The organism is Caballeronia sp. dw_19 (assembly GCF_018449515.1).
In the GTDB taxonomy this organism is placed as follows: domain Bacteria; phylum Pseudomonadota; class Gammaproteobacteria; order Burkholderiales; family Burkholderiaceae; genus Caballeronia.
The window spans coordinates 96,286-113,849 of the sequence record NZ_JAAVUQ010000003.1 but is presented as its reverse complement, the minus strand read 5'-3'; the positions used below and the strand labels follow the sequence as shown (position 1 = coordinate 113,849).

Annotated in this window: 12 protein-coding genes and 2 pseudogenes; 6 read left to right on the top strand and 8 right to left on the bottom strand. The window is 61.5% G+C overall.

Features of this window, described 5'->3' with window-relative positions; translation table 11 throughout:
- Positions 1 to 100: 100 nt before the first annotated feature.
- Positions 101 to 405 (bottom strand): annotated as a pseudogene (locus tag HB376_RS41630) (LysR family transcriptional regulator); the annotation flags it as partial.
- A 144-nt stretch (positions 406 to 549) separates the two neighbouring features.
- Here HB376_RS41630 and HB376_RS05280 point away from each other — a divergent pair.
- The 4 genes and pseudogenes from HB376_RS05280 to HB376_RS05270 all read left to right on the top strand — a co-directional run bounded on the left by HB376_RS05280 (position 550) and on the right by HB376_RS05270 (position 7,710).
- On the top strand, positions 550 to 1,590 hold the full coding sequence (locus HB376_RS05280; protein WP_213762387.1) for a DUF1338 domain-containing protein: 1,041 nt from the start codon (positions 550 to 552) through the stop codon (positions 1,588 to 1,590).
- 3 nt (positions 1,591 to 1,593) lie between these two features.
- Positions 1,594 to 4,560: an FAD-linked oxidase C-terminal domain-containing protein gene (locus HB376_RS05275; protein ID WP_213762386.1), complete on the top strand. Its 2,967-nt coding sequence runs from the start codon at positions 1,594 to 1,596 to the stop codon at positions 4,558 to 4,560.
- Between the two features lie 74 nt (positions 4,561 to 4,634).
- Positions 4,635 to 5,095 (top strand): annotated as a pseudogene (locus HB376_RS41670) (aldehyde dehydrogenase family protein); the annotation flags it as partial.
- A gap of 1,022 nt (positions 5,096 to 6,117) precedes the next feature.
- Positions 6,118 to 7,710, top strand: a complete 1,593-nt coding sequence (locus HB376_RS05270; RefSeq protein WP_213762637.1) for an NYN domain-containing protein — start codon at positions 6,118 to 6,120, stop codon at positions 7,708 to 7,710.
- Positions 7,711 to 7,883: 173 nt separating this feature from the next.
- Here the strand turns inward: HB376_RS05270 and HB376_RS05265 are convergent, their stop codons facing one another.
- From HB376_RS05265 to HB376_RS05255, 3 genes are read right to left on the bottom strand one after another with little or no spacing between them, the layout of a single operon-like run.
- On the bottom strand, positions 7,884 to 8,192 hold the full coding sequence (locus tag HB376_RS05265) for a hypothetical protein (protein ID WP_213762385.1): 309 nt from the start codon (positions 8,190 to 8,192) through the stop codon (positions 7,884 to 7,886).
- 1 nt (position 8,193) lies between these two features.
- A complete protein-coding gene (locus HB376_RS05260) occupies positions 8,194 to 9,564 on the bottom strand; it encodes an acyclic terpene utilization AtuA family protein (protein ID WP_213762384.1) in 1,371 nt (456 codons plus the stop codon).
- Between the two features lie 28 nt (positions 9,565 to 9,592).
- Complete coding sequence (locus HB376_RS05255; protein ID WP_213762383.1) at positions 9,593 to 10,909, bottom strand: citrate:proton symporter; 1,317 nt, start codon at positions 10,907 to 10,909, stop codon at positions 9,593 to 9,595.
- A gap of 122 nt (positions 10,910 to 11,031) precedes the next feature.
- On the opposite strand from HB376_RS05255, the gene HB376_RS05250 reads away from it, so the two are divergent.
- Entirely contained in the window at positions 11,032 to 11,931 is a 900-nt protein-coding gene (locus HB376_RS05250) for a LysR family transcriptional regulator (RefSeq protein WP_213762382.1), read from the top strand.
- A 147-nt stretch (positions 11,932 to 12,078) separates the two neighbouring features.
- Here the strand turns inward: HB376_RS05250 and HB376_RS05245 are convergent, their stop codons facing one another.
- The 4 genes from HB376_RS05245 to HB376_RS05230 are packed head-to-tail and all read right to left on the bottom strand — an operon-like array spanning position 12,079 to position 16,490.
- Complete coding sequence (locus tag HB376_RS05245; protein WP_213762381.1) at positions 12,079 to 13,449, bottom strand: TIGR00366 family protein; 1,371 nt, start codon at positions 13,447 to 13,449, stop codon at positions 12,079 to 12,081.
- Between the two features lie 47 nt (positions 13,450 to 13,496).
- Positions 13,497 to 14,321 carry an amidohydrolase family protein gene (locus tag HB376_RS05240; RefSeq protein ID WP_213762380.1) on the bottom strand — a complete coding sequence of 275 codons (825 nt, stop codon included), beginning with the start codon at positions 14,319 to 14,321 and terminating at the stop codon, positions 13,497 to 13,499.
- A gap of 28 nt (positions 14,322 to 14,349) precedes the next feature.
- Positions 14,350 to 15,552, bottom strand: coding sequence for a CoA transferase (locus tag HB376_RS05235; protein ID WP_213762379.1), 1,203 nt, complete (start codon positions 15,550 to 15,552; stop codon positions 14,350 to 14,352).
- Positions 15,549 to 16,490 (bottom strand): CoA ester lyase, encoded by a 942-nt coding sequence (locus tag HB376_RS05230; RefSeq protein ID WP_213762378.1) that lies wholly within the window; start codon positions 16,488 to 16,490, stop codon positions 15,549 to 15,551. Before HB376_RS05230 ends, HB376_RS05235 begins: the two co-directional genes overlap by 4 nt.
- Positions 16,491 to 16,566: 76 nt before the next feature.
- Between HB376_RS05230 and HB376_RS05225 the strand changes: the two genes are divergently transcribed.
- The gene (locus HB376_RS05225; RefSeq protein ID WP_213762377.1) at positions 16,567 to 17,448 is read left to right on the top strand and encodes a LysR family transcriptional regulator; all 882 of its coding nucleotides are present in this window, start codon (positions 16,567 to 16,569) and stop codon (positions 17,446 to 17,448) included.
- Positions 17,449 to 17,564: the final 116 nt, after the last annotated feature.

Sequence of the window (17,564 nt, the reverse complement as noted above, 5' to 3'; positions counted from 1 at the left end):
CGTGTCCTGCCCGTTCGGGAATCGAGGTATTGCGTATGCACATATTAACGCGCAGGTTCGTCGTTGCACATCAGGACGTATTTGCCCTTGAGTATGGACATGGATGCACCGCCAGTTCCAGATGGCCGCTACATTCAGCGATGATCGACAGCGTGCCGCGGTCGAGGTTTTCCAGCGAGCGCGCATTTGCGTGACGTAGATGCCCCCACCGCGTGTCAGTACAACGCGCCGTTTGGCGCGTGCGAAAAACCACACGCCCAGAATCGATTCCAGCGTGGCGATCTGGCGCGATACCGCGCTTTTTGTCAGAAACAGTTTCTTGGCCACATGGGTGAAGCTTCCATGCGGCGCTGCGGCTTCAAAAGCCGGCAGCCCGTCCATGTTCCGAATTTTGAACTTGCGCATGTTGAGTCCAAGTCCTGGTCGTGTGACAACCTAAACTCGCTTTACGCAGATGACATTCAGGCATAACAAAGCAAAGCGCCTCTTAAAGAAGCCGATCGCGAAGCGACATGCGGCCAAAATTTAATCCCCTGCCAGATGATGACGATGATAAATCCGAATGTTGAAAGTCTGCTGAAACGGCTGCTCGGCCCCGAGAAAACCGATTTCCTCTTCAAAACCCTCAACGTGCCCACGATTCTCACCGACTGGGAAGATGGCACAGTGACCCGCGCCGAGCTCGCTCAAGCGATGAACATGGTGCTGTTTGAAGGGCTGCTCACGAGATCGCCAAACGGACGCACGTATACCGACGAAGCCACCGCGAACGGCGGCTCGGTGTATTTCGATCACGGCGCACTGCGCACGGTGCGCTGGACACACAACGGCGCGCTGCCGCCGGGCGAAGCGGCGTTCACGCGTATCTTGCGCCCGCTCGGCTTCATTCCCAACGGCCGCTATCCGCTCGACAAGCTAGGCATGACTGGCCGTGCATACGTGCATGACGACGCTCCCGACGAGATCGCGCAGTTTTTCTTGAGCGAGCTGCACCCGGAGCGCTTCTCCGAATCCTTCCAACAGGCCGTCACCAATGTGCTCTCTACGTCGAAGGATCCACTCACGCCGCTCGCAGTCTCGCAGTTGTGGGAGCTGGAGCGCGAAGGCTTGTTGCCTCTCGAGGCGGCACATGCCCTGCTCCCCGTGATCGTCGGCGCCTTTGCTCGTCAACACGACGTGCCAAGTGTCGTCGATTACGAAACGCTGCTCGCCGAATCGGCAGAAATGGCGTGGATCGCGACCGAAGGCAACGCGTTCAACCACGCCACCGATCGAGTCGACAATGTGTTCGATCTCTCAGACAACGAGAAGGCCAAGGGCCGGCCAATGAAGCGGGAAGTCGAACATTCGCGCTCAGGCCGCGTGTTCCAGACCGCGTATCGCGCCGATACCATCGAGCGCGAATTGCGCGCGGCGGACGGCAGCACAGTCAAGCGTCAGGTGCCGGGTTCGTTCTACGAATTCATCACGCGCAAGCGCAAGTTCGATCAGGATAAACGCAAATGGGTGACAGATCTGCGTTTCGATGCCGGCAATGCGCAAGGCATCTTCAAGATGACTGCCAGTGCAACGAACAACGCCGAGAAGTAAGCTGTGAAAGCTGCCACACCTTATACGGCCGATGCCGCCCTGCTGCAACGTCTCGAAAGCGAACTCGCGCGCACGCTGCGCGGCGACGTGCGTTTCGATGCGAGCGCGAAGGCGCTCTATGCGTCGGACGCGTCCAACTACCGGCAGGTGCCACTCGGCGTGGTCGTGCCGCGTGACGTGGACGATCTCGCGGCAGCGCTCGACGTCTGCTGTCGCCACGATGTGCCGTTTCTCACCCGTGGCGGGGGTACCTCGCAGAACGGCCAGTGCGTGAACGTCGCGGTGGTGGCCGACGGGAGCAAGTATGTGAACCGCATCGTATCGATCGATCCCGACGCGTGCACGGCAATCGTCGAACCCGGCGTGATCTGCGATACGTTGCGTGATGCGGCCATGGAGCACGGTCTCACGTTCGGCCCCGATCCGGCCACGCACAGCCGCTGCACGTTAGGCGGCATGATCGCGAACAACTCGTGCGGTGCGCATTCGGTGATGGCGGGCAAGACCGCCGAGAATGTTGAGGCGCTCGAAGTCGCGACTTACGACGGCGCACGTTTCTGGGTCGGCCCTACTTCGGAAGACGAACTCGAACGGATTGTTGCGAAGGGCGGTCGACAAGGCGACATCTATCGCCAGTTGCGCGATCTGCGCGACCGCTACGGCGACGCGATCCGCCGCGAATTCCCACAGATCCGCCGACGTGTGTCGGGCTTCAATCTCGATCAGTTGCTGCCGGAAAACGGCTTCAACGTCGCGCGAGCGCTGGTCGGGACGGAAGGCACCTGCGCCGTGACGCTGCACGCGAAAGTGCGGCTCGTGCATAACCCCGCCTGCCGGGTGATTCTTGTGCTCGGGTTCGCGGACATCTTCGTCGCTGCCGATGGCGTCGCGCATTTCGAGCGCTTCGGTCCGATCGCGATCGAAGGGCTGGACCGCGCGATCATTCGCGGCCTACAGGCGCGCGGCCTCAAAGCTGACGAAATTGCGTTGTTGCCCCAGGGCGATGCGTGGGTCGTTCTCGAATTCGGCGCCGATACGGTCGACGAAGCACGCGCGAAGGCCGGCAAAGCGCACGCGCACTTCGGTTCCGGCAAAGGTGGAGCTGGCATCACCGGCTTCGTTGTCGAAGACAAGGCGAAGCAACAGCAGATTTGGTCGATCCGCGAAACGGGCGCGTCGGCAGTGGCCTTATCGATCGATTCGTCGAAGCCCGATCCGATTATTGGCTGGGAAGATGCGGCGGTGGACCCGCTGCGTCTTGGCAATTATCTCCGGCGCTTTCAGGCGTTGGTGGACCGCTTCGGCTACGAGACCAGCCTGTACGGCCATTTCGGCGACGGCTGTGTGCATGCACGGATCACCTTCGATCTGCACAGCGCCGAGGGCGTGCATACTTGGCGGCGTTTTCTGCGCGAAGCGGCAGAATTGGTCGTCGAGTTCGGCGGCTCGCTATCGGGCGAGCATGGCGACGGCCAGGCGAAGGCCGAATTCCTTCCGGTGATGTACAGCCCCGAAATCATCGCTGCAATGGAGCAGTTCAAGGCGATATGGGATCCGGCTCAGCGGCTCAATCCCGGAAAGGTGGTGAACGCCTATCGCGTTGATGAAAATCTGCGAATGGGGCCAGCGTACAAACCGGTGCAATTCCGCACGAAGCTTACCTTCGAAAGCCCCGAAGGCGACGGCATGCAGCGTGCGGTCGAGCGCTGCATCGGCATGGGGAAGTGCCGTTCGCTCGAAGGCGGCACGATGTGTCCGAGTTTCCGCGGCAGCCGCGAGGAGGCACAATCGACGCGCGGCCGCGCACATTTGTTCTGGGAAATGCTGCAGGGCGAAGTCATCACGGACGGATGGAACAGCCCGGAAGTGAAGGCCGCGCTCGACACGTGCCTCGCGTGCAAAGGCTGCAAGAGCGATTGTCCGACGCATACGGATATGGCCTCGTACAAGGCCGAATTTCTCTCGCATTACTACGAATTCAACCGGCGCCCACGTCAGGCTTGGTTCATGGGACGCATCGGCCAATGGGCGCCACTCGCGGCACGCGCTCCCTGGCTCGCGAACTTCGCGACCTCTTTTGCGCCGCTCGGGTCGCTGAGCAAATGGCTTGCGGGCGTGGCATCGAATCGCACCCTACCGACCTTTGCGCCGCGCACCTTCCGGTCATTGGCCGCGCGTCGAGACGATACGCATGCGGCTGATACGTTGAAGTCGGCACGCAAGATCATCCTATGGGTTGATACGTTCAACGATCACTTCACGCCTGAGGTTGCACAGGCCGCAAGCGATGTACTGAGCGCGCTCGGCTATCAGGTCTTGTTGCCTCGCAAACGGCTGTGCTGCGGCCGTCCACTGTATGACTATGGTTTGCTCGACGAAGCGCGCAAGCTTTTGCAGGAAGTGATTCAAGAATTTGCCGACGACATCCGCGCGGGCACGCCGGTGGTAGGCCTCGAGCCCGGGTGTCTCTCGGTGTTTAAGGACGAACTGCTCAAGCAACTGCCCGACGATCCGCTCGCGAAGCAGCTTTCGCAGCAAACCTTCATGTTCTCCGACTTCGTCGCCGACGTGGACTTCGCCTGGCCGAAGCTCGACGCCGATGTGCTGCTGCACGGCCATTGCCATCAGAAGGCGGTGTTTGGCATGAAGCGCGAAACCGCGCTGCTCGAACGCATCGGCGTGCGCTGGAAGCTGCTCGATAGCGGCTGCTGTGGTATGGCTGGCTCTTTCGGCTTCAACGCGGATCACTATGACCTATCGATGAAGATCGGCGAGGACAAGCTGCTGCCGCTGGTGCGCGCCGCGGCGCCGGACACGCTCGTCGTCACGAACGGCTTCAGTTGCCGCGAACAGATTGAGCACGGCGCGCAGCGGCACACGCTGCATATCGCCCAGTTGCTGCAACGCGCGCTCGAACAGCCTAACGCTAGCCGCGCGACCCAACCCGACACCATAGTGCTTGAGGGATAGACCGCATCAAGTCGTTTAACTAGCTATTTGGAACCGTTGCGCACAATCTGGCACTTTCTTCCGTAGAGTGTCGCGTGAAAGCATCCAAAATCCTTTCCGAACTGAGCATCGCCCGCTTGGCCGAAGAGGGCGGCACTGTCGCGCATTCATTGATCGACGGCGAAAATAGCCGGCCGTGTGATGAGGCAGTCGGCTACCGACGTCGATACCACACTCTCCGCTACGAAAAGCGTCTATGAATCTGGCGCAACGTCCCGACACCGCGCCGTGGCGAACTGTTGCGCTTGCTTGGCAGCAAGCTACGCGAGAAGAAGGAAGCTTGGGCCACATGATCGCACTGGAGACAGGCAAAATCCCTCAGGAAGGCATGGCGGAGTGCAGATATGCGACATCTGCGTTTTCGCAGTCGGCCTCTCGCGTCAGCTCTACGGTCTTACGGTCGCCTTGGAGCGTCCGAACCGCCTTGTGGTCGCGCAATGCGGCACTCGCAGCAAACAGAATTCTGAAAGGTGCGCTGGCCGCGTTCGCCGACGCGACAAAAGGGCCCATCTGCGTCATCAACGTCGGCCATGGCGTCGCCGCGTATCCGGTCGCCGGAATCTCACACTCCAGCATCGCTATATGGGGCGCTGATCGACGCTCAGTCGTTCGAGCGCATACGGACCTTGCTCGCCGGGCCAGGAATAAAGTCGGCAAGGCCACGGCTGGTGAGCGTCACGGGTATGCGTCGCGACGCCGCGGGTTGGCGCTGTCCAACAGCGAACGGATCTCGATCAGTGTTCACCTGCGACGCTCAACTCACCGGAAGCATCCATGCCTTGAACCTGCCCCTGCAACGATGCGGACACTTTAAATCCTCATCGGTTCATTCTAGCTCTGGGCATCAGCGTTTCGCGCATGAACCGATGAACGGACCCCTTCGGGTCACGATGCAGCGAGCCCCGTTGGTGGTATTTTTGGTGGTACATTTCCAACGAAAAATCCCCGGACCCGCTCTAGTAAAGCGATAGCAAGAATTTTTCGATTCCGGCCCCGGGCACCATTTCCGAAAAGCCGTTTCTGCGTATGCAGAGACGGCTTTTTCGCATTGGGCCCGCGCCGGATCAACGCACGCAAGAAGCGGCGGGCAGTCCAGGGAATCCACCGATCAGATCAACGACAGTCCCCAGCAACGCGCGACCCAAGCGGTTCCCGACAGCCGCGATCCCGCTGCGGCGCTCGGAAAGATTACGGATGGTGCTGCTTTGACAGGTCCGCTACGAACTCGCTCAGGCCATTCTAAAGATCGTCCTGGCAGAGTTCGAACGCCGCCGATTCCCCCGCGAGCGGCATGGCCGGGTATCACCGCCGCCCCGATCAGAACACCTTCGTTCCTCGATCTGTTCGTAACGCGGCTCGCGACCGAAAGGCCCTGACTGGCTCCTTCCCCGTCACGATTGTTTCTCTCCCCTCAAACCCCACCGCACAAACAGATATCATGTGCGCTCGTTAATACTGCCGTGCTTACCCGGCATTCCTGCTGGAGTTTCTATGGCCTCATCCCCTGATAGCGTCAGCATGGCGTTGTTTTGCGACTTCGAAAACGTCGCCCTCGGCGTGCGCGACGCAAAGTACGACAAGTTCGACATCATGCCGGTGCTCGAACGGCTGCTCCTCAAAGGCAGCATCGTAGTGAAAAAGGCTTATTGCGACTGGGATCGCTACAAAGGTTTTAAAGCCGCCATGCATGAGGCGAGTTTCGAGTTGATCGAAATTCCGCACGTGCGTCAGTCGGGCAAGAATTCAGCGGATATCCGGCTCGTCGTCGATGCGCTCGATCTCTGCTACACGAAATCGCACGTGGATACCTTCGTCATCATCAGCGGCGATTCGGACTTCTCGCCGCTGGTGTCGAAGCTGCGTGAGAACGCGAAAAAGGTGATCGGCGTCGGTGTGAAGAACTCCACGTCCGACCTGCTCGTCGCGAACTGCGATGAATTCATTTTCTACGATGACCTCGTCCGCGAGCAGCAACGCAGCATTGCGAAACGCGAAGCGCGCGAGGCCCGTGAAGCCCGCGACGCGCGGGAGGCGAACGCAACGGCATCGTCGGCGAAGCGCTCACCCGACGACGACCGCCAGCCCAAGCAGGAACTCGAAGCACGCAAGGCCAAGGCCATCGCGATTGCGGTGGAAACATTCGATGACCTCGCTTCCGAGCGCGGCGAGAGCGGGAAGATCTGGGCCTCGGTGCTCAAGAGCGCGATCAAACGGCGCAAACCTGATTTCAACGAGTCGTACTACGGCTTTCGCGCGTTCGGCAATCTGCTGGAGGAAGCGCAGGTACGTGGTCTGCTCGAAGTGGGACGGGACGAGAAATCGGGTTCATTTGTGTTTCGCACGCAGTCGGTGGCCGTCACTGAATCGGTAAGGGACATCGAGGCGCCCGTCGTGCCGAAGGAAAACCGCCAGACGGGGAATACGGGTAGCTCGGGCAACGACCGGAATCGGCGGAAAGGCCGCAACCCGCGTCAGCAAGTTTCCGAACCACTCTTCGATGAACCGCGCGAGGCCCAATCCGGAACGTATATAGAACCGCGCTCCAAATCGGGTGGCGAGCACGACCGCAGAGACGGACCGAACCCGCAATCGCAGGTCGTGGAACCGCTCCTCAACGAACTGCAAGATGCGCAGCAACCTGAGGCGCAGGTGGACACGCGACCCAGGCAGGGCCGCGAACGCAATCGCAGAAACAACCGGAACGCAAGGCCGCAGGTTCACGAACCGCTGTTCGATGTAGCACATGAAGCGCCACCCGAAGCTCATGTGGAAGCCGCTGACGAGCAGCCGTTCTTCACGCTACCGCCGAAGGCCAAGGAAGAATTCGTGTTCGTGGAACGCACGGAAGAAGCACTTGCGCCACCCAGCGAAGTAAGCGAAACGCCGTCACCCAAACGCGGCGTGGCACGGCGTGGACGTCAGGCGGCAGCGAAGAAAGTCGTGGCAAAGACGCAGCCGGAAGCGCCGGTTGAGGTTGCCGCTGCGGGTGAAACTGCTGACAGAACGGACGCGTCTCCCGCAAAGAAAACGGCTGCGAAAAAGACGCCACGTAAAACGGCTCCCGCTAGCCGGCGTCCGCGAAAGACAGCGGCCGCAACGAACGAAGAGTGAACGGTTGAAGACGGGGAATCGCCATGACGTGGTTGTCATGGCGATGCTGGTTTGTTGAAAAATTGCTTGCGGTTAAATGACTGGAACGCCTTGGTGACAGCTAGGGCATTGAGAGCTTGGCTCGCCGCGGCCGGACTTATCCGACTCCGCATTTAACGTAACAACTCGACGCCTTAGGGCTCTGGAATCTCCAGATCCATCAACGCCGAACTCAGCGATTTTCCATGCGCATCGAGGGCAAGCGATCGCGTCACGCCGCCGCCCAGCGCGCGTCCGAGTACGAAATTCATCGCGCATATTCCCGGCAATTCGAATCGCGTCACATCGCCCTTCACGACATCGCTCAGATGCGCTTTCACGCGCTCCGGCGTGACATGCGCGAGCAGATGATCGTAATGCCGCGTGTCGTAACAGATCACCGATACATTCAGCGTATTGCCCTTATCGCCGGTTCGGGAATGAGCAAGTTGGCGTAGTTTCATTTCAGGCCTCCACCATTTCAAACGATGGCCGCACGAGTTCTCGTGGCAACAAAACCGACTGCACCGCAATCACTTCCCGAGCGGTCTTTGTCACCCCGCCGCCGCCTGCAGGACCATTTGTATAAAGCGTCTCTACTTCATTGCCGATACGAACCGCCTGCTCCATCGAATCCGTGCGACCGGCTACACGCACCCGAACTTCATACGGCTCCGCGTTACGTTCACCCAGCGTCGCGCCATGCAATGAATCGATACCGATCAAATCGAAGCGCAGTTCGCTGGTCGCAACGCCAATTATCTCCAACCGCTCCCGCACAATCTCAAGCGCCAGTTTCCCGCGCGCGACGGCCCCCGGACCGCCATAGGAAATCTGCCCCTCGCCGATAAACCCACCCAGATAAGCCACGGTCACCTTCAACGTCCCGGTACGCGATGTCCCACGTCCACCACTCACGCGCACACGATCCTGCCCTTCTTCCACCACGCGAACCTGCGTGAAGTCGGCGACGACATCGGGCTGCAGATATCGGCGGGGATCGTGGATTTCATACAGCAATTGTTCCTTGCACGTAGCCTCCGTCACACAACCGCCGGCGCGCGCGACCTTGGTGATCGTGACGCAGCCATCAGCGTCGACCTCGCCTATCGGGAAGCCGAGGCGCGCGAGCATGGGTACGTCCTTAAACCCGGGATCGGCGAAATAACCGCCGGTGATCTGTCCCGCGCATTCGAGCAGATGCCCCACCACCGTCGCCTGTCCGAGCGTGGTCCAATTGTCCATCGCCCAGCCGAATGCGTGGATCAGCGGCGCCGTGAACAACGACGGATCGGCGGCGCGACCGGTGAGCACGATATCGGCACCGGCCTGTAATGCTTCGACAATCGGCTCTGCGCCCAGATACGCATTCGCCGAAACGAGCCTGCTGTCGTAGTCCGCAACGCTATCGCCCGACTCTTCGAATCGATACGCTCCTTGCCTCACGACATCGAGTACGTCGTCGCCGCTCACTGCCGCGATTTTCAGACCGCTCAAACCCAGCTCGCGCGCAATCGATGCTGTCTTGCGCGCCGCCGCCAACGGATTCGCCGCGCCCATGTTCGAGATAATCCGCACGCCGTTGCGCGTAGCCGCCGGCAACACCGCGCGCATCCGGGCTTCGAGCAACGGGTCATAACCCAGATCCGGATTCGCTCGCCGCGCCTGTTGCGCAAGTGCAATGGTTCGCTCTGCCAAACATTCGAACACGAGATAGTCGAGTGCTCCGTGTTCGGCCAGTTCGACCGCAGGCTCGATACGGTCGCCCGAGTAACCCGCGCCCGCGCCGATCCGCACGCGGACGGCTTGGGTCACAGCGTTGAGTGCAGCAGTCATACCCATTCCTTGCGTGAAGAGAACGCGCTCAAAGAGGAAAGATGCCCATCACGACGCACGCGATCGTCATCACGATCGATGCGCCGAACAACAGCGGAAACGTGAATTTCTGATGATCGGCGAGATCGATGCCCGTCAGCCCGACGACCAGGAATGTGGCGGGCGTGAGCGGGCTGACCGGAAACCCTGTCGTCATCTGCCCAAGCAATGCTGCCTGGCCAACGTGCACGGCGGGCACGCCAAGTTGCCCCGCCACCTCCGCGATCACAGGCAACACGCCGAAGTAAAACGAGTCGGGATCGAAGAGCATGCTGAGCGGCATCGATAAGAAACCGAGTGCGACCGGGATGTGCGTTGCCATCGACGGCGGCACGAACCCAACGGCGGCTTGCGCCATCGCCTTGAGCATGCCGCTGCCTTGCATCACGCCCGTGAACACGCCGGCCGCGAGCAGGATGCCGGCCATCATTAGCGCGGCGCGCGCGTGAGCATCAATGCGCTGACGCTGCATATCCACGTTCGGATAGTTGACGAGCAACGCGACGCACAACCCGACCATGAACATGATCGCCGGCGGAATCTTCTCGCCCATTACCACCATCGTGCCGAGCACTATCAGCGTCAGCACGATGTTGAACCAGAAATTCTTTGGTCGACGCAGCGCTTTCTGTTCGTCGGTGAGTTCGCGCGCCGGCACGTGCCCCAGCATCGGGATTGCGCCGTCGGCACCCGTGTATCCCAAGCGTTTTTCTTCGCGCCGGCCGAGCCACCACGCCATGCCGAACACAAATATAAGGCCCACGATCTGCACCGGAATCAACGGATTGAATAACGCCGATATAGGCAGATGCAGCGACGCCGACGCGCGGATCATCGGCCCGGTCCACGGCAGGAAATTGATCCCCGCCGCCATCGATGCCGCCGCAGCCAGCACGCGCCGATCCATCTTGAGACGATCGTAAAGCGGCAGCATGGCGGGGATGGTCACGAGAAAGCAAACTGCGCCCGAGCCGTCGAGGTGGATCAGCAGCGCGAGCAGCGTCGTACCCATCACAATGCGCGTCGGCCGCGTGCCGACGGTGCGCAAGATGCGGTCGATGATCGGATCGAGCGTGCCCGCGTCGGTAATCGTGCCGAAATACAGGATCGCAAACACGAACATGCCGACCACGGGCGCAAGGCTCTTCAGCCCGTCGATGACAAACTTGCTGGTCTGCAAGCCGAAGCCGCCGATCAGCGACGCCGCTATCGGCACGATGATCAGCGCGACCAGCGGCGACATCCGTTTTGAAAGAATCGCCGCGAGCAGGACAACGATAGTGGCCGGGCCAAGTAAGGGCAGCAAGGTTTGTCTCCGATCTTTTTAATCGATTGTTTTATGAGTCAACCAAGCGTAATTTCTGGACGTCGATAAAACAATTGAAATGATTTGATGGCAGCAATCACGTTTTGTAATGGCCGAAAACCATGGACCTGAATCTCCGCGACATCCGCGCGTTCATCGCCGTCGCGCAGGCGGGCAATTTCACGCGCGCGGCGGTGCGGCTGCATCTGTCGCAGCCCGCGTTGACGGTGCAGATCCGGCGCCTCGAAGAAACGCTCGGCGCGCGGCTGTTCGACCGCAATAGCCGCAGCGTTGCGTTGACGCCGGTCGGCCGGGATTTGCTGCCCGTCCTGCAAAAATCGCTCGGCGACATGGAGCAGGTTCTCCACGACGCCCGCGCGCTCAGCGACGGTTCCACCGGCACGGTGCGGCTCGCGTGCCTGCCGTCGTTCGCCGCAAGTTTGCTGCCCGATCTGATCCAGGATTTCAGACGCGAGTTGCCGCACGTGTCGTTTCAGATCCGCGATGTGGTGGCGAGCGTCGTCAACGCGCTGGTGCGTAACGAGGATGTGGACGTGGGCCTGACCGGCGGCGACGTCACCGATGCCTCGCTGGAAGTGCTACACGCCGGTGAGGACCGGCTGTGCGTCGTGTGCCCGGACGGGCATCCGTTGACGGCTGGGAAGCGGATCGGCCTGGAGGAGATCGTCCGCTATCCGCTGGTGTTGACGGCGGCGGGAACGAGCGTGCGAGCAGTGGTGGATGCCGCGTTCGAGCACGCCGGCTGCGCTCCCGTGCCCACCTGCGAGCCGACTTACATGATGACGGCGGTGGCAATGGTCCGGGCAGGGCTAGGCGTGACCATCCTGCCCCGCTCGGCGCGCGAAGTGCGCGCGGAACCGGCACTGGTGACGCGGGTTATCGATGAACCGGGTTTCGTGCGGCCGATTGCGCTCGTGAAGAAGCGCGGACGCACGCTGCCGCCCGTGACGGAGGCGTTTGTCGGCGTGATCGTCAAGGGGCTTGGGCAGCGCGGAGAGTGAAAGCGCGGTTATCGATTCAACGCGTTTAGGCGATCACCGTCAGTCTCTCCATACCGCTGCGCTTAAGGGCGCAGCAGCATGGGCCCTGCGTGTTTCAGACGTCTCCATTCAAGCCTCCGTGACTTCGTTTTGCCCTCACGCGGACGCTTAGATCAGCAACAGCAAGGCCGCGCCATACACCACGGCGCCGAGCAGGAAGGTCATGACGGTGAAGCCAAGCACGCGCTGCACCCCGACACCCGCCATGGCGACAACCGGCGCGGCCCAGAACGGCTGCAGCATGTTGGACACCTGTTCGCCCATGGCGACTGCCATCGTTGCGCCGGGTACCGATGCATGGAGCGCCACCGCCGCCGGCACCACGAACGGGCCCTGCACCGCCCAGTGGCCGCCGCCCGACGGCACGAGGAAGGTCACGATCAGCGAACACACGTAACTCCAGAAAGGCAGTGTGTGCGCGTTCGAAATGGCGATGAAAAAGTGCGACAGCACGTCGGGCAAACCGGTCGCCTCCATGATCCCCATGATGCCGCCGTAGAGCGGGTATTGCAGCATCATCGACCCGGTCTGGCGCGCGGCGTTCTTGATGGCATCGGCGTATGCGAGGGGGTAGCCGTGCAGCACCACGCCCGCGAAGAACATTACGAAGATCACTGCGTTCACGCCGCTGAAGCTGGTCTTGTGCGTCCACGCAATCGCCAGGAACGACACCCCCGCCGCACCGATAAACGCGCTGCCCACCCACGAATATTCCAGCCACTTCGCCGGTGTGAGCTTGCCTGACGGACGCGTCTTGGCAGGCGGATCGGGATTCTTGTCGAGATCGAGTACAACGATGTCTTCATCGGCGGGCTTGAGGAAAGCAAGCACGATCGGCGTGGCGATCAGCATCACGATGGTCGGCACCAGGTTGAACGCGGTGAAAACCGTGCTGCTGAACGGCAGCACCTGCCCCGTCAGTTTTTCGACGACGTTCATCGCGCTGCCGTGCGTCGCCTGGGCGAGTGCGATTGAACTTGAGATGCCGCTCGCCCATACGACCCAGCCGGAGAAACCCGCCGCGACGATCCACGCAAAGTCCACGCGCATGCGCTTGGCGACTTCACGCGCGAGCAGCGCTGCGACCACGAGCCCGAAACCCCAGTTTAAAAACGAGGCAACTGCTACCGACACAAAGGTAAGCGTGGCAGCCTGGACCGGCGTGCGCGCAAGCGAAACGACCGCACGAAAAAGCCGCTGCACAGGAGGCGCGTGTGCGAACGCATGGCCCGTGACGAGGATCAGCGTGATCTGGAACGCAAACGTCAGGATATCGAAGAAACCCTTGTACCAACCGCCCACTATCCCCATGAACGAAGGATGAGGCGCGAACAACGCTGAAACGACTGCGACGAACGCGGTGATCAAGATGGCAAGAACAAACGGGTCGGGAATTACTCGCTCGAAAAGCTCAATGGTCGCATTGGTGAAGCGCGTTTTACCGCTGCCGCCCGAAGGTGAGGCGCTCGCCGGTTTCATGTCAGTCTCCTTGTCATTGTTGTTGGATTTTTCAGCGTCGGGCGGTGTTAGAAGTCGTATAGGGCGGCAGGGTTGTCGACCAGAATCGCGCGGCGTTGCGCGGGGTTTTCCACCCAGTGCGAAAGCAGGTCGAACAGCGCGGTATCGTCGGGCTTGGTAGCCTCGGTTGGATGCGGCCAGTCGCTGCCCCACACCAGCCGCTCAGGCGCGGCGCCGACCCACGCATGCGCCGCGCGGTCCATATCGCTGTAGCGTTGCGCTTCGCCCACGCGCGAATCAAGGTACGGACCGGATAACTTCAGCCACGCACGACCGCCATCCAGCAGCGAGCGCACGATGCCAAACGCGGGATGATCAATGCCCTCGGGTAACGACAAACGCGCGAGGTGATCGAAGACGATCTTCGACGGCAGGCGTCTCAGCAAAGCCTCATGTTCGACGATCTGCGCCGCCGTCCAATGCAACTGGACATGCCAGCCAAGTTCATGCACCCGCCGCGACAACGACTCCACCATTTCGAAGCCGACCACCGCATGCACCGGCGTGTACAACGTGAAGCGAATCCCGCGGATACCGCCGGCATGCAGCGTGACCAGTTCGGCATCGGTCACGTCGGTGCGCAGCACAGCCACGCCGCGCGTACGGTCGGCGCCGAGTTGCTGGATGGCATCGAGTGTCACGCGGTTGTCGACGCCATAGATGCGCGGCGTCACGACCACCGTACGCGTCGTGCCAATGCGCGCCTGCAACTCACGGCGATAGTCATCGGCAGTTGCGTTGTTCACCATCGTGCCGGTGTGCGGAAAGCGGGCATCGTAGACATGCATGTGCGCATCGCAGGCAAGCGGTGGCGCTGGAGTGATTTCGGGCATGACGTGTCTCCGTTCGTTTTATCCGCTTTTATTCAATCACGCGCTTCGCCCGCAGCACTTCGATGTCGTCGCGCGACATGCCTTGCTCGCTCAGCACTTGCTCTGAATCCTGTCCGAACGTGGGGGCGGCAAACGGTTCGGGACCTGGCGTCCGGCCGAACCGGATCGAGCGCTTGAGCCCGCGATATCGCCCCACCACCGGATGTTCATACATCGCGATCATGTCTTCGGCCAGCACCTGCGGATCGTCGAACATATCTTCCACCGTGCGCGCCGCCGCGCACGGCACGTCTTCGCCGAACAGCGCTTCCCATTCCAGCGCGCTCTTCGCGGCCAACGCGGCGTGAAGTTGCGGCACGATTTCGTTCACATGCAGCGCGCGCTTCCTGACGGTATCGAAACGCGGATCGGCGGCGAGTGCATCGAGGCCCGTCTTGCGGCAGAGCGCCTGCCAGAAATGCGGCGTGTTGGCGGAGATGTAGAGGTATCCTTCGCGCGTCGGATGAATGCCGGTGATGCCGCCTGAACGCATGTCCCGGCCGACTTCGCGGGGCTCGCTGTCGGCCCAGACGAGACGCGCCGACTGCATGGCAAGCGCGCTGCGCAACAGCGACACGCCCACGTATTGCCCCTCGCCGCTGCGCTCACGCTCGAACAGCGCCGACGCCACGCCACCGGCCACCAGCGCCGCCGCGTAGTAATCCACCACCGATCCGTACAGCACCTCGGGCGGGCCGCCGCTCTTGCCTTGCATCGCGCACATGCCGGTCATGGTCTGCAGCACCTGGTCGTAACCGGCCTTGTCCTTGAGCGGCCCGGTTTCGCCATAGCCGGTCACGGCGCAGTAAATAAGCCGCGGATTGAGCGCTTTCAGCTGCTCGTAATCAATACCCAGCCGCGCCGGCACGCTCGGCCGGAAGTTGTGCACGAGGACGTCGGCGCTGGCCACCAGCGCCTTCAGCGCGGCCAACCCTTCAGGTTGTTTGAGGTCGAGCGCGAGGCCGAGCTTGCTGCGGTTCACGCCGAGAAAAGCCCGGCTTTCGCTCTCAAGGGTCGAGGGATATTTGCGCAGGTTGTCGCCTGCGGGCGGCTCGATCTTGATGACTTCAGCGCCCTGGTCGGCGAGCAGGCTGCACCCATACGGCCCGGCGATATACGCGCTCAAGTCGAGCACGCGGATGCCGCTCAGCGGCCCGCGTGCGCCATCGGGTCTGCGGGATGACGCGCTCATGCCTGCGGCTCCCGGTCTTGCGTTGATGCAACCGTCGAAGCCGCAATAGAAGCCGCATTAGAAGCCGCCTGCGCCACGATCGCCCGAGCCCGCGCGAGGAATGGGCCGTCGATCATCTTGCCGTCGACCACATACGCGCCCCGGCCTGCCGCATCGGCTTCTGCCGCCGCTTCGACCACACGTTGCGCGTGGGCGATCTCATCGGGCGTCGGCTGGAACACTTCATTGGCGAGCGCAACCTGGCTCGGATGAATGCAGCTCTTGCCGATAAAACCAAGACTGCGCGCGAGCCGCGCTTCGGCCTGGAAACCGGCCTGATCGCGGATATCGGCGAACGCGGAGTCGTAGGCGAACACGCCCGCCTCGCCCGCCGCCATGCTCAACGCGAACATGGCCTGCTGGATCGCCGCGGTCTCCCGTCGCGCGATGCCCAGCGGCTCGAACAAGTCACCCAGCCCAAGCTGCAAGCCTTTCACGCGAGGATGTGCGCTGGCCAGTTCAAACGCACGCCGCAATGCGCCCGGCGATTCGATATTCAGCAGCAAGCCAATCGGCTCGGTCACGCCGTTAGCGCGTTCGGCGGCATCGAGCGCGTTCGCGGCTGCCCGGACGTCGTCGGCGTTGCGCGGTTTCGGCAAGTTGATCAGGTCGACGCCCGCCTGCACGACGGCGGCGAGATCGGCTTCGAAATGAGGTGAATCGATGGCGTTCACGCGCACGATCAGCGTCTTGCCGCCGAACCGGTCCGCAGGAGAAGACGAAGCGTTCGAACCCGGCGGAGAACCCAGGAGAAAATCGCGCAAATGTGCCCGGGCTTCGGGCTTGCGCGCTTCGGACACGGCGTCTTCGAGATCGAAAGAAAGGGCATCTGCCTGGCTCGCCAGCGCTTTGGCGAACAGTTCGGGCCGTGAGCCCGGAACAAATAATTTGCTTTTCATGCCGCCAGTCTAGTCATCGGCACAATGAAGATAAAGCGATAGAATGTTCCTTCAAAATAAACTAAAAGTATCTTGTATGGAAACCTCGTTCCTGACCAGTTTCTTGCTGGTCGTCGATACCGGTTCAATGGCCGAAGCCGCTCGCCGCCTCGACCTGACGCCTGCCGCGGTCGCGCAGCAGATCCGCACGCTCGAACGCGAATTCGGCGCCCCGCTGCTCGCGCGTGCCGGCCGGACGGTATCGGTCACGCCGGCAGGCAGCCGGATAGTCGCGCAGTCGCGGGGTTTGCTGCGTGAACTCGCCGACCTGAAGATCCTCGCCAACGACGAATACGCAACCGGAGAGCTCAAGCTCGGCACGATCAATACGGCGCTACATAGCCTGCTGCCCGATATCCTCGCGCGTTTTGTCAGCGCTCATCCGCATGTGAAGGTGTTCATCCAGTCGGGGACCTCGAACGAATTGTATGAAGCATTGCGGCAAGGTGACGTCGATGCAGCCGTCTGCACGCATCCCGCCTTCGCGATGCCAAAAACCTTCGTGTGGGAATTGCTTCGAGAGGAACCGCTGGTGGTAATCGCGCCGCAGAGCCTGGCGAAACGCGATGCGCATGACCTGCTCGCGCACGAGCCGCTGATCCGCTACGACCGCTCGCTCGCGGGAGGTAAAGAAGCAGAGCGATATTTAAGGCGAGTCGGCATTGTGCCCAACGAGCGCTTCGAACTAAGCTCGCTCGCGGCCATCGCGATGATGGTGGACCGTGGACTCGGGGTATCGCTCGCACCCGATGTCGCCTCTCCAATGACCAGCGCCCTGCGCATCGCGCGGATCAGCTTGCCGATGGAGTCCGAGCCGCGCCGCTTTGGCGTGCTCTGGAAACGGGCGTCGGTACGTGACCGGCTGATTCGCGGCCTGGTGGACTGCGCGCTGCAATGCGTGCGCGGATCGATGGTATGAAATTACCGGGTTGTTCGCGGCGCCTCAAAAATAATACGGCGGCACGCTCACGCGTGCCGCCGTATATGGCGCTCGAAACATGCTGTCCCGGGCGCCTTACTCCAGGCCTTGCCGCT